The organism is Bosea sp. 124, assembly GCF_003046175.1.
Classification (GTDB): domain Bacteria; phylum Pseudomonadota; class Alphaproteobacteria; order Rhizobiales; family Beijerinckiaceae; genus Allobosea.
In genome coordinates, this window is the sequence record NZ_PZZM01000001.1 from 617,151 (window position 1) to 629,481 (window position 12,331).

Genomic DNA, 12,331 nt, shown 5'->3' on the forward strand with positions numbered 1-12,331 from the left:
GGGGTTCTGGAGATATATTGCCGCGCCGCCCAGATCCGGCGGGGGGCCGTCGAGGCGAGGCGCGGACGAACGATGAGGGATGCAAGATGAAGATCCTCGACCACAAGACGCAGCCGCAGGACAAATGGCGCGACGGCGTGATGACCGAGATGCGGGTTTCGGCCCTCGTGCAGAGCCGGCAGCTCTGCATCTTCGAGCAGTTCTGCGAGCCCGGCCTCGGCGCGCCGATGCACCTGCATGCGGTCGAGGAGGTCCTCGAAGTCATGGCCGGCACCGCCGAGATCTATCTGCGCGACCAGAAGATGGTCGTCACCGCCAACCAGTCGGTGCTGGTCCCGGCGGGCGCACGCCACGGCTTCAAGAACATCGGCACCGAGACACTGCATGTCCGCGCGACACTGGCGGCCGCGATCTTCGAGGCGTCCTATGACGACCGCAACGAATTGTCCCGGCGCTACGTTCCCGCCGACGCCTGAACGGCGCCGCTCCAGCCCGCCGATCCGATCCGTCGCCGACGGATCGCCTTCGCCTTCATCGAGGTCACGATGCCCAAAGCCGAACTGATTGCCGCGCTCGCTCCCGAGATCACCGCGATCCGCCGCGATCTCCACCGCCATCCCGAGTTGATGTACGACGTGCACCGCACCGCCGGCATCGTCGCCGAGAAGCTCAAGGCCTGGGGCGTGGACGAGGTCGTGGCCGGCATCGGCCAGACCGGCGTCGTCGGCGTCATCAAGGGCCGGAACCAGGGCTCCGGCAAGGTCGTCGCCATGCGCGCCGACATGGACGCGCTGCCGATCCATGAGGAGACCAATCTCGAGCACCGCTCGACCGTGCCCGGCAAGATGCACGCCTGCGGCCATGACGGCCACACCGCCATGCTGCTCGGCGCCGCCAAATACCTCGCCGAGACGCGGGACTTCGACGGCACCGCTGTCGTGATCTTCCAGCCGGCGGAGGAAGGCGGCGCCGGCGCCAAGGCGATGATCGACGACGGGCTGATGACCCGCTTCGGCGTGCAGGAGGTCTACGGCATGCACAACAAGCCGGGGCTTCCGATCGGCCAGTTCGACGTGCGCAAGGGCCCGACCATGGCCGCTGCCGACCGCATCCACATCAAGATCGAGGGCAAGGGCGGGCATGCCGCAGCCCCGCATCGCGTCAACGACCCGATCGTCGCCGCCTGCCAGCTCGTCACCGCGCTGCAGACGGTGTCTTCGCGCAATGCCGACCCGCTCGACTCCATCGTCGTCTCGGTCACGGCGCTGCTCGCCGGCGAGGCCTTCAACGTCATTCCCCAGACCGTCGAGATCAAGGGCTCGGTCCGGACGCTGACGCCGCAGATGCGCGAACTCGCGCAGAAGCGCATCACCGAGATCACCGATGGCATCATGAAGGCCTTCGGCATGAATTTCACGCTCGACTACCATCTCGGCTATCCGGTCACCTTCAACCACGCTGCACAGGCCGACTTCGTCGTCGGGACGATCGAGGCCGCCTTCGGCGCTGGCAAGGTCGACACCACCGTGCCTCCGACGATGGGTTCGGAGGATTTCTCCTACATGCTGGAAGAGCGCCCGGGCGCCTTCATCAATATCGGCAACGGCGAGTCGGCCGGGCTCCACCACCCGGCCTACGAGTTCAACGACGCGGTGATCCCGGTCGGCGTGACCTACTGGGCGAACCTGATCGAAACCGCGATGCCTGCGTCAGGTCCGGGCAAAGCCTGAAAGGCGCCTGCGCATGCATGACATCGATTGCCTAGTGATCGGGGCCGGCGTCGTGGGCCTCGCTGCGGCGCGGGCGCTGGCGCTCGCCGGCCGCGAGGTCGTGATCGCGGAAGCCGCGGAGGGCATCGGCACGCAGACCTCGGCGCGCAACAGCGAGGTCATCCATGCCGGCATCTACTATCCGCCCGGCTCGCTCAAGGCCCGCGTCTGCGTCGAGGGGCGCAAGCGGCTCTATGCCTATCTCCGCGAGCGCGGCTTGCCGCACAAGGCTTGCGGCAAGCTGATCGTCGCCACCTCCGCCGCGCAGAAGCCGGCGCTGGAGACGATCATGGCCCGGGCGAACGCATCCGGCGTGGATTCGCTGCGCTGGCTCGATGCCGGCGAGGCCAAGGCGATGGAGCCGGAGGTGCGCTGCGAGATCGCGCTGCTCTCGCCCGATACCGGCGTCGTCGACAGCCATGCCTTCATGCTGTCGCTGCTCGGCGAATGCGAAGCGGCCGGCGGCTCGCTAGCCCTCAATACGCCGATCGCAGGCTGGCGCTGCGAGGCGGATGGCTTCAGCGTCGATTTCGGTGGCGACGAGCCCGCGACCTATTCGGTGAAGACAATCGTCAACTCGGCAGGCCATGGTGCGCCCCGGTTGCTTACGACGCTCGACGGCTTTCCCGCCGAGCACATCCCGAAGCAGTCCTTCGCCAAGGGCAACTATTTCGCTTTGCTGGGCAAGCAGCCCTTCTCACATCTGGTCTACCCAGTTCCGGAAGCCGCCGGGCTCGGCATCCATGCGACGATCGACATGGGGGGGCGGGTCAAGTTCGGGCCGGATGTCGAATGGGTCGAGCATGATCAGGACCTCATCGTAGATCCGGCGCGGGCTGAAAAATTCTACGCCGCGATCCGGACCTACTGGCCGGCGCTGACCGACGGCGCGCTGGTGGCCGACTATGCCGGCATCCGGCCGAAGCTGCATGGGCCGACCGAGCCGATGCCGGATTTCCGCATCGACGGGCCGCAGATCCATGGCGTCGCCAACCTCGTCAACCTGCTCGGCATCGAGAGCCCGGGGCTGACCAGTTCGCTGGCGATCGCCGAGATGGTGGTGGAGAAGCTGCCCGCCGCCTGATCTCAGATCGCCGTGGCGCCAAGTTCGACGGCCCAATGCGCAAGCCGCCCTTTGAGGATGCGGTCGCGCAGGTAAGGATCGGTCTCCTCATCGAGCTGTTCGACCGGCTCCAGCACGAAATGCTCAGCACCGTGCAGCAGCCACGCCGCCTGCAAAGCGCGATGACGATGGCTGCCGTGGCGTAGCGTGAACCAGATCCGGTTCTCGATCTTGTCGAGATTGGCCGCCTGCCCCACCCACGTCTGACCGCTGGCAAGGCAACGCACCCGGTAGATGCCGGTCGCGATCTTGCGCTCCTTGTAGGCGGCAATGGCCGCTTTCCTGTCCAAATCCGTCATGGCTTTCGCTCGTGTTGTTTTTTCACTGGACAGGCAAATATCACCCGGGTATTAATCTGGCAAGTTTTTTACCCGGATCAAATTGCGCATGACTGACAACCACTCACTGGAAACGCCGTTCCGCTCTTGCACCGCGTTTCAGGACGACCGCCTGCTCTCCTCGGGCTCGCCCCGCGATGTCGCCGTCGCGGTGCAGACGGCGACGCTCGCCCATCCGGCCGCGTCGATCCTGACTTTCGACGACCGATCCGGAGCCGTGATCGACTTCGATCTGCGCGGTTCGGCGGCCGAAGTGCAGGCGCGACTGGCAGGGCTGCCGGAGGGCACTTCCGCTGTCGATGCGGCTTCGTCCGAAACGGCATCGCGCGGCCGCGGTCGCCCCAGGCTCGGCGTGGTCTCGCGCGAGGTCACGCTGCTTCCGCGTCATTGGGACTGGCTGGCGGCGCAATCGGGCGGCGCCTCGCATGCCCTACGACGTCTCGTCGAGGAGGCGCGGCTGCGCGATGGCGGACAAAGCCGCCAGCGCCTCGCACGCGAGGCGGCCTACTGCTTCATGTCGGCGATGGCGGGAAACCGGCCCGGTTTCGAGGAGGCGTCACGCGCGCTTTTCGCAGGCGATGAAGCGCGGTTCCTGACGGAAGTCGCCAGCTGGCCCGAGGATATCCGAAAGCACATCCATCGGCTCGGCTGGGGCGCGGCGCAGGCAGGCCCGAGCGGATGAATTACCCGCGTAGCGCCTTGAAGGCGTCGTGCGCTTCCCTGGCCAGTTGCGTCACCCGCTTCCAGTCACCGGAAGCGATGGCATCGGCCGGGACGAGCCAGGAACCGCCGACGCAGATGACCTGCGGCAAGGCGAGGTAGGACGACAGGTTGGCGAGGCCGACGCCGCCGGTCGGGCAGAAACTCATCTGCGGGAAGGGGCCCGACAGCGCCTTCAGCGCCGGCGGCCCCCCGGCCGTCTCGGCCGGGAAGAACTTGGCGACGGTGCGGCCGGCCGCGACGGCGCGCATGCAGTCCGAAGCGGTGGCGACGCCCGGCAGCCAGGGCAGACCGGCCTCCTTCAGCGCGGCATCAACGCTTTCGCTGAAGCCGGGGCTGACAACGGCCTTCGCGCCGGCATCCCTGACCTGCGCGACCTGAGCCGGGGTCACGACCGTGCCGGCCACGGGCAGCGCGGCCGGCACCGACTTCGCGATGGCCTCGAGCGCCGCAAGCCCGGCCGGGCGCCGCAGCGTGACCTCGACCACGTCGATCCCGCCGGCGACGAGAGCATGGGCCAAATCGATGGCGCGCGAGGCGTCCTCGATCACCACGACCGGAATCACGCCACAGGCCTTGAGCCGGGCAATCGCGGCAGTCTCGTCCATATTCTCGTCTTTCAATCGATTTGAACGGCGATCCATTTGACCGAAGCCTGGCGGGTCTACTCTTTCGCCCAGTAGACGTCGAGCCCCCGTTCCCGGCCCAGCAGGAGATCGACCGGAAGCGGAGCGGTGCGTCCGGGCGCGGTCTTCAGGACGGCCTCCTTGACCGCGCCGGAGACCAGCAGGCTCGCCCAGCCGGCACCGGCGAGACGCGCCGGCGACAGGGACAGGCGCGGCGGCAGGCCGGGCGGGCGGGCGACGACGATGCCGCTGTCGGGCGCGGCCAGGAACGCCGCCTCGCCACCGGGAAAGAGCGAGGCGACATGGCCGTCCGTGCCCATGCCGCTGACGAGCAGGTCGAGCGGCGGCGCCTCCGCAAGCTCGGCGCAGAGCACGGCGGCGGCGGCCTCGATGTCGCTGCCATGGTCGTGGAAAGAGAGGAACGCGACCCTGCCCTCGTGCAGCGGTGCGAACTGCTCGCGGATCATGCGCTCGTTCGAGGCGGCGTCGTCGGCCGCGACGAAACGCTCGTCGGTCGGCATCAGCGTGACCTTGTCCCAGGGCAGATCATGCCGGCCCAGGGCAGCGAGGAAGCGGGCGGGCGTCGTGCCGCCGGGAACGGCGAGCGAGGCCCTGCCCTGCGCCGCAAGCAAGCTGCGCAAGCGGATGGCGACGGCCTCCGCCAGGGCCTCCGAGGCCTCGGCGAGGGTGGCGAAGCGATGCCAGGCGAGCGAGCCGCCGGCGCTGGAAGCCGGGGGCATCAGGCGAAATCCGGATCGGCCCAGGAGCGGCCTTCGCGCTCGATCAGGCCGATCGCCTGCGAAGGGCCCCAGGAACCGGCCGCGTAGCGATGCGGATGCGGCGCATAATCCTGCCAGCCGGCGATGATCGGATCGACCCAGCGCCAGGCCTGCTCGACCTCGTCGCGATGCATGAACAGCGTCTGGTCGCCGCGGATGACATCGGTCAGGAGCCGCTCATAGGCATCGGGCGTGCGTTCGTCGAAAGCGGTCGAATAACGCAGGTCGAGTTGGCGCGGCACGATCTTGAGGCGGCCAGAGCCCGGCACCTTCATCATGAGCTGGAGCTGGACGCCGTCATTCGGCTGGAGGCGGATCAGCAGGCGGTTGGCGTAGAGCCTGTCGCAGGAGCCACCGCCGAAGATGGAGTGCGGCACCGGCTTGAAGGTCACCGCGATCTCGGAATAGCGCTGCGCCATGCGCTTGCCGGTGCGCAGATAGATCGGCACGCCCGCCCAGCGCCAGTTGTCGAGTTCGCAGCGGATCGAGACGAAGGTCTCGGTGTTGCTGAGACGGCCGAGCTCGTCGGCATAGCCCGGCACACGCTGGCCGTCGATCTGGCCTGTTCCGTACTGGCCGCGCACCGTGTAGCGCTCGACATCAGGCCCGACGATGGGGCGCAGCGCCTTCAGGACCTTGATCTTCTCGTCACGGACGGCGCCGGCCTCGAGCATATTGGGCGGCTCGATGGCGAAGAGCGTAAGGAGCTGCATGAGATGGTTCTGGACCATGTCGCGCATCTGCCCGGCCTTGTCGTAATAGCCGGCGCGGCTCTCCAGCCCAACGGTTTCCGCCACCGTGATCTGGACATGGTCGATGTCGCGGCCAGTCCAGGAGCGCTCGAAGAGCGTGTTGGCGAAGCGCAGCACGAGCAGGTTCTGCACCGTCTCCTTGCCGAGATAATGGTCGATCCGGTAGGTCCGGTCCTCGGGCAGGATGCGCCCCACCGCATCGTTGATCTCGCGGGCGGAGGCGAGATCGCGCCCGAGCGGCTTTTCCAGGATAACGCGGGAGGTCGGGGTCAGGATGCCGGCCGCCGCGAGGTTCTCGCAGATCGGAATGAAGAGGTCCGGCGGCGTCGAGAGATAGAAGGAGCGCACACGGTCGTTGTCGCCCAGCTCCTTTTTCAGCGGCTTGTAGGTCTCGGGCTTGAGCGCATCGAGCAACACCACGGTAAGGCGTTGCAGGAAGGCGTGGACATCGTCCTTCGAAAGGCCTTCCTCGGCGAGCCGCTTGGCGATCTGCTTCGGCAGCCCCTCGACATCCTCGGCCTTGCGGACGATGCCGAGGATGCGGCTTTCGCCGGGCAGCACGCCTTCGCGGCTGCGCTGGGCCAGAGCCGGAAAGAGCTTTCGCATGGCGAGATCCCCGCCCGCGCCGAAGATCACCAGATCGAAGGGCGGAACCGGGGTTCGCTCGGGGATCGTTTCCGGCTGGAGGAAGCGTTCGGCGATGGCGTCCATAGGTCTCAATCTCCGTGCCCGGTCCCGCTTCCGCAGCGATGTCCATCTGGACTCCGGGCTTGCGACGAGAATGAGACCAAGGCGCCGGATTGCCAAACGCTTTGCGTGCAGAGCGCCGTGATCAAGCGCGCCTGAAACCCTCGCTCGCGGTCAGCAATTGCTGCGCATAGGCGGTCTGTGGGCTTCGCGCCGCCAGGGTCTGCGCCGTCATCTCCTCGACACCGCGGCCGAACTGCATCACCAGCAGGCGCTCGCACATATGGGCGACGACCGCGAGATCGTGACTGACGAGGATATAGGTCAGCTTTCGTTCCCTGCGCAGGGCCTGCAGCAGGTTCAGCACCTCGGCCTGGATCGAGACGTCGAGCGCCGAAGTCGGTTCGTCGAGCAGCAGGATCGAGGGCTCGAGCACGAGCGCGCGCGCGATCGCGACGCGCTGGCGCTGGCCGCCGGAGAGCTGGTGCGGGTAGCGAAAGCGGAAGGAGGCCGGCAGCCCGACCTCCGACATCGCCCGGCCGATGCGCTTCTCGGCATCGCCGATGCGGTGGATGGCCAGCGGCTCGGCCAGCGTGTCGTCGACCGTCTTCTTCGGATGCAGCGAACCGTAGGGGTCCTGAAAGACCATCTGCACGCGGGCATGGAAGGCCTTGCCGCGGATCTTCGGCTGGTCCTGTCCCTCGATCCCGATCGTGCCGCTCCAGTCGCGGTTGAGGCCGGCCAGCACGCGCAGCACGGTCGACTTGCCCGAACCGGATTCGCCGACGATGCCGTAGCTCTCCCCGGGTGCGACCGTGAAGGAGAGATCCTTCACGACATGGGAATCGCCGAAGGAGACGTTGAGATTTTCGAGGGTGATCGCGGGTTGAGGATTCATGCCAGCCATCACACCAACCATGCCGGGTCTCGGTTCAGGGTCGCGAGTTCCGCCTTGGGATGGTCGAGGTCCGGCAGGCAGCCGAGCAGGCCGAGCGTGTAGGGATGGCGCCGGGCGCGGGCGGATTCATCGGCGAGTTCGGCGGCTGGCAGCGTCTCCATCGCCTTGCCGCCATACATCACGATGACGCGGTCGCAGAAGGACTGCACCAGATGCAGGTCATGGCTGATGAAGATCAGCCCCATGCCGCGCTGGGTGACGAGATCGTCGAGGATCTTGAGGATCTGGAGTTGCACGGTGACGTCGAGCGCCGAGGTCGGCTCGTCGGCGATCAGGATGTCGGGCTCGGCGATCAGCATCATCGCGATCATGACGCGCTGGCCCATGCCGCCCGAGACCTCGTGCGGGTAGAGGTCGTAGACGCGCGCCGGCTCGCGGATCTGCACGGATTCGAGCATGGCCAGCGAGCGCTGCTTTGCTTCTCGGGCGCTGGCCTTGTGGTGGACGCGGTAGGCCTCGGCGATCTGGTCGCCGACCGTCCGAACCGGGTTCAGCGAGAATTTCGGGTCCTGCATCACCATCGAGATGTGGCGGCCGCGCAGCTTGCGCCGGGCGCTCTTGTCCATGGTGAGCATGTCCTGGCCGCGAAAGCTCAGACGATCGGCCCGGACTTCGCCCGGATGAGGGATCAGGTCGAGAATGGCGCGGCCGGTCATCGACTTGCCGGATCCGGATTCGCCGACGATGCCGAGCCGTTCGCGGCCGAGCGTGAAGGACAGGCCCCGCACGGCATGGACGATGCCGGTGGGGGTGTGAAAATCGACGCGCAGATTGTCGAGTTCGAGAAGCGGCTGTTCCATCGCCCTATCTCGCATCCATGACGTCGCGCAGGCCGTCGCCGAGCAGGTTGAAGCCGAGCGCGACGACGCAGATCGCGAGGCCGGGGAAGGTCGCGACCCACCATTGGTCGAAGATCTGCTCGCGGCCGGCCGAGATCATCGCGCCCCATTCGGGAATCGGCGGCTGGGCGCCGAGGCCAAGGAAGCCGAGGCCCGCCGCGATCAGGATGACGCCGGCCATGTCGAGCGTGGTGCGGACGATCAGCGAGGGCAGGCACATCGGCACGACATGCTTCCAGACGATGCGCCATTGCGAGGCGCCCTGCAGGCGCACGGCGGCGATGTAGTCCTGCTGGCGGATGATCAGCGTCTCGGCGCGGGCGACGCGGGCATAGGGAGGCCAGGCGGTGATGGCGATGGCGATGACCGCGTTCTCAAGGCCGGGGCCGAGTGCCGCCACGAAGGCGAGCGCCAGCACGAGCCGCGGGAAGGCGAGAAAGACGTCGGTCATGCGCATCAGGGCGCGGTCGACCCAGCCGCCAAGATAGCCCGAGGCCGCGCCGATCAGGAGACCGATCGGGCCGACCGAGACGACGACGAGCAGCACGATCACCAGCGTGACGCGGGTGCCGTAGACGATGCGGCTGAAGATGTCGCGGCCAAGCGAGTCGGTGCCGAAGAAATTGGTTCCCGATGGCGGCAGCAGGCGCAAATCGAGGTTCTGCGCCAGCGGGTTGGCGGTGGCGATCAGAGGCGCGAAGGCTGCGACCAGCAACAGCGCGACGATGATGGCGAGGCCGACCATCGCCAGCGGATTGCGACGAAAGGCGAGCCATTTCCGATACATCTGGCCGAGGCGGGCCTGGCGGCGCGAGGCAGGGGAATCGGTGAGGAGATAGTCGGTCCAGGTGGTCATGCCGGCCTCATCGAGTCCGCGGATCGACGAGCCGGCCGAGGATGTCGGACAGCAGGTTGACGCCGATGAAGACCGCCCCGATCACCAGCGTGCCGCCCAGCACCGCGTTCATGTCGGCATTCAGCAGCGAATTGGTGAGGTAGCGTCCGAGTCCGGGCCAGGCGAAGATCGTCTCGGTCAGCACCGAGCCCTCGAGCAGGTGCATGTAGGAGACGGCGATCACCGTCACCAGCGGCACGAAGGCGTTGTGCATGGCGTGGCGCCAGACGACACGGAACTCCGACAGGCCCTTCACGCGGGCGGCGATGACGTATTGCTGCTGCAGCTCGGTGATCATGAAGCTGCGCGTCATCCGGCTGATATAGGCGACGCTGAGGATGCCGAGCACGGCCGAAGGCAGGATGAGATGGGACCAGGCGTCCCGGAACGCCTCCCAATCCCCCTCGATCGCGGTGTCGATCACCAGCACGCCGGTGATCGGCGTGACGAGATCCTGAAAGGCGACGCCGGCGCGTCCCGGCCCGCCGACCCAGCCGAGCTTGGCGTAGAACAGCAGGAGGCCCATCAGGCCGAGCCAGAAGACCGGGATCGAATAGCCGAAAAGGCCGATGACGCGGGCGACCTGGTCCGGCCAGCGGCCCTGATAGACCGCAGCCAGAACACCGAGCGGAATGCCGAGCAGACAGCCGATCAAGGTGCCGAGCGTGGCGAGTTCAAGCGTCGCCGGAAAAACGCGCTTGATGTCGTCGACGACCGTATTGGAGGTCAAAACCGAGCGACCGAGATCGCCGGTGAAGACCTTGCCGACATAGATGCCGAATTGCTGCCAGAGCGGCTTGTCGAGGCCCAGTTCGGCACGGGCGGCATCATAGACTTCCGGGCGGGCATTGTCGCCGACCACGGCGAGAACCGGATCGATCGGCACGACGCGGGCGATCAGGAAGGTGATCAGCAGCAGGCCGAAGATGGTGATCGCGACGGTGCTGAGCTCGCGCGAGGCGATCTTCGCCCAGCGCCGCGCCGTCTCGTTCCATGAACGCCTGCGAACCGGGCTCTGGGCCACGCTCGTCATCACAGTTTTCCGCTTCCGGGATTGCGAGGGCCTACCCGGCGACCGGCCGGAAGCAAAAGCCCCGCCGCGGCCGTGGCTGGCCGTGGCGGGGCTTTCGACCCGTCGCCTCAGTTCTTCGTGATCGGCGCGTAGAAATTGGTGTCCGAGCTCGGCCCGATGGCCCAGCCCTTGACGCCCTTGCGATCGGCCGAGACCTCGACCTGCTGGAACATGATGACGAAGGGCGAAACCTTCTGATGCTCGCGCTGCAGCGCGCCATAGACGGCGGCGCGCTTGGCGGCGTCGGTTTCCAGCACGTTGGCCTGCGTGACCTTGGTCATGTCCGGGATGTCCCAGGCATTGCGCCAGGCCAGCGTCTTCGACTTGGCGTCCTCGCCATTGTTCTCGTTGATGGCGAAGGTTTCGGCATTGGTGTGCGGATCGAGATAATCCGGGCCCCACTGGCCGATATAGATGTCGTGGGTGCGGGCGCGGTACTTGGTCAGGGTCTGCTTGCCGTCGCCGGGGATCAGCTCGAGCTTGATGCCGGCCTGGGCCCAGTTCGACTGGATCGCCTGCGCGATGTCGGTGATCGGGTTCACAGAGCGAACGTCCATGGTGACGGTGAAGCCGTTCGGCAGGCCGGCCTTGGCGAGCAGTTCCTTCGCCTTGGCCGGATCGAACTTGTAGGGCTTGTCGTCGATCGCGCCGAGGAAACCCTTGGGCAGGAAGGATTCATGGGCCTTATAGGTGCCCTCGACGATGTTGCGCTCGATCGAGGCGTAATCGACGAGGTATTTCAGGGCCTCGCGAACCTCGGGCTTGGCGAAATTCGGGTTCTTCTGGTTCAGGCCGAGATAGAGGATGTAACCCTTGTCGCCCTGGACGATCTCGACGTCCTTGTTGGTCTTGACCGCCGCGAGCTGGTCCTTGGAGAGGTTGCGGGCGATGTCGATGTCGCCCTTCTCGAGCAGGAGGCGCTGCGAGGCCGGCTCGGCGACGTGGCGTACGACGATGCGCTTGTTCTTCGGCGCGCCCTTGTACCAGCTCTCATTGGCGTCGAGCGCATATTGCTCGTTGGGTCGGTAGGCCCGGACCTTGTAGGCGCCGGAGCCGGCCGAGTTCAGCTTGAGCCAGCCATTGCCGAAATCGCCGTCCTTCTCATTGGCCTTGACCAGCTTGGTGTCGACGATCGAGGCGACGCCCGAGGTCAGGCAGTTCAGGAAGAATGTCGGCGCGAAGGGCTTCGAGACGGTGATGACGACCGTGTTGTCGTCGGCGGCCTTTACCTTCTCCAGAACGTTGTCCTTGGTGAAGCCGAACTGGGCCAGGATGAAGCCCGGCGACTTGTTCAGCGTCACCGCGCGCTGGAAGGAATAGACCACGTCGGCGGCGGTCAGCGCGTTGCCGGAGTGGAATTTCACGCCGGGGCGCAGCTTGAAGGTATAGGTCAGGTTGTCGGGGGTGACGCTCCAGCTCTGGGCGAGCTCGGGAACGAGTTCGTTGTTCTTGGCGAGGTCGACGCCCATCAGCTTGTCATAGAGATTGGTCACGACCTCGACGCCGGAAAACTCGAAGGCCTCGGCCGGGTCAAGCGAGATGATGTCGTCGATCTGCTTGGCCATGACCACCGTATCCTTCGGGGTCTGGGCAAAGGACACGGTGGTCTGGGCAGTCGTCGTCAGCAACGCGGTGAAGGCCGACGCCACCATCAATTTCGCAACGTGACGCATCGAAATCCCCATCAGTTCAGGTTTGCGGCCGTGGTTCCGGCCGTTCTGCGCAATGTGGAACCAGTTGGCGGCCTCTGTCCAGCAGAGCGCCGCCGGAGTC

The 12,331-nt window shown here is 66.5% G+C and carries 13 protein-coding genes; 4 read left to right on the forward strand and 9 right to left on the reverse strand.

Features of this window, described 5'->3' with window-relative positions; translation table 11 throughout:
* Positions 1 to 86 precede the first annotated feature (86 nt).
* The 3 genes from C8D03_RS02950 to C8D03_RS02960 all read left to right on the forward strand — a co-directional run bounded on the left by C8D03_RS02950 (position 87) and on the right by C8D03_RS02960 (position 2,853).
* Positions 87 to 476, forward strand: a complete 390-nt coding sequence (locus tag C8D03_RS02950; protein ID WP_108044933.1) for a cupin domain-containing protein — start codon at positions 87 to 89, stop codon at positions 474 to 476.
* 69 nt (positions 477 to 545) lie between these two features.
* Complete coding sequence (locus C8D03_RS02955) at positions 546 to 1,730, forward strand: M20 aminoacylase family protein (RefSeq protein ID WP_108044934.1); 1,185 nt, start codon at positions 546 to 548, stop codon at positions 1,728 to 1,730.
* Between the two features lie 13 nt (positions 1,731 to 1,743).
* The gene (locus tag C8D03_RS02960; protein ID WP_108044935.1) at positions 1,744 to 2,853 is read left to right on the forward strand and encodes an NAD(P)/FAD-dependent oxidoreductase; all 1,110 of its coding nucleotides are present in this window, start codon (positions 1,744 to 1,746) and stop codon (positions 2,851 to 2,853) included.
* A gap of 2 nt (positions 2,854 to 2,855) precedes the next feature.
* Here the strand turns inward: C8D03_RS02960 and C8D03_RS02965 are convergent, their stop codons facing one another.
* The gene (locus C8D03_RS02965; RefSeq protein WP_108044936.1) at positions 2,856 to 3,191 is read right to left on the reverse strand and encodes a GIY-YIG nuclease family protein; all 336 of its coding nucleotides are present in this window, start codon (positions 3,189 to 3,191) and stop codon (positions 2,856 to 2,858) included.
* An 88-nt stretch (positions 3,192 to 3,279) separates the two neighbouring features.
* On the opposite strand from C8D03_RS02965, the gene C8D03_RS02970 reads away from it, so the two are divergent.
* A complete protein-coding gene (locus tag C8D03_RS02970; RefSeq protein ID WP_108044937.1) occupies positions 3,280 to 3,912 on the forward strand; it encodes a DUF2239 family protein in 633 nt (210 codons plus the stop codon).
* 1 nt (position 3,913) lies between these two features.
* Here C8D03_RS02970 and eda read toward each other — a convergent pair whose 3' ends face one another.
* From eda to C8D03_RS03010, 8 genes are all read right to left on the reverse strand, one after another.
* Entirely contained in the window at positions 3,914 to 4,558 is a 645-nt protein-coding gene (gene eda, locus C8D03_RS02975) for a bifunctional 4-hydroxy-2-oxoglutarate aldolase/2-dehydro-3-deoxy-phosphogluconate aldolase (protein ID WP_108044938.1), read from the reverse strand.
* Positions 4,559 to 4,614: 56 nt separating this feature from the next.
* A complete protein-coding gene (pgl, locus tag C8D03_RS02980; protein WP_108044939.1) occupies positions 4,615 to 5,316 on the reverse strand; it encodes a 6-phosphogluconolactonase in 702 nt (233 codons plus the stop codon).
* The gene (zwf, locus tag C8D03_RS02985) at positions 5,316 to 6,818 is read right to left on the reverse strand and encodes a glucose-6-phosphate dehydrogenase (protein ID WP_108044940.1); all 1,503 of its coding nucleotides are present in this window, start codon (positions 6,816 to 6,818) and stop codon (positions 5,316 to 5,318) included. Before zwf ends, pgl begins: the two co-directional genes overlap by 1 nt.
* A gap of 121 nt (positions 6,819 to 6,939) precedes the next feature.
* Entirely contained in the window at positions 6,940 to 7,692 is a 753-nt protein-coding gene (locus tag C8D03_RS02990; protein ID WP_108051134.1) for an ABC transporter ATP-binding protein, read from the reverse strand.
* 8 nt (positions 7,693 to 7,700) lie between these two features.
* Complete coding sequence (locus C8D03_RS02995; protein WP_108044941.1) at positions 7,701 to 8,552, reverse strand: ABC transporter ATP-binding protein; 852 nt, start codon at positions 8,550 to 8,552, stop codon at positions 7,701 to 7,703.
* Between the two features lie 4 nt (positions 8,553 to 8,556).
* Positions 8,557 to 9,447, reverse strand: a complete 891-nt coding sequence (locus C8D03_RS03000) for an ABC transporter permease (protein ID WP_108044942.1) — start codon at positions 9,445 to 9,447, stop codon at positions 8,557 to 8,559.
* A 7-nt stretch (positions 9,448 to 9,454) separates the two neighbouring features.
* Positions 9,455 to 10,519: an ABC transporter permease gene (locus tag C8D03_RS03005; RefSeq protein WP_108044943.1), complete on the reverse strand. Its 1,065-nt coding sequence runs from the start codon at positions 10,517 to 10,519 to the stop codon at positions 9,455 to 9,457.
* A 107-nt stretch (positions 10,520 to 10,626) separates the two neighbouring features.
* On the reverse strand, positions 10,627 to 12,243 hold the full coding sequence (locus tag C8D03_RS03010; protein ID WP_210203879.1) for an ABC transporter substrate-binding protein: 1,617 nt from the start codon (positions 12,241 to 12,243) through the stop codon (positions 10,627 to 10,629).
* Positions 12,244 to 12,331: the final 88 nt, after the last annotated feature.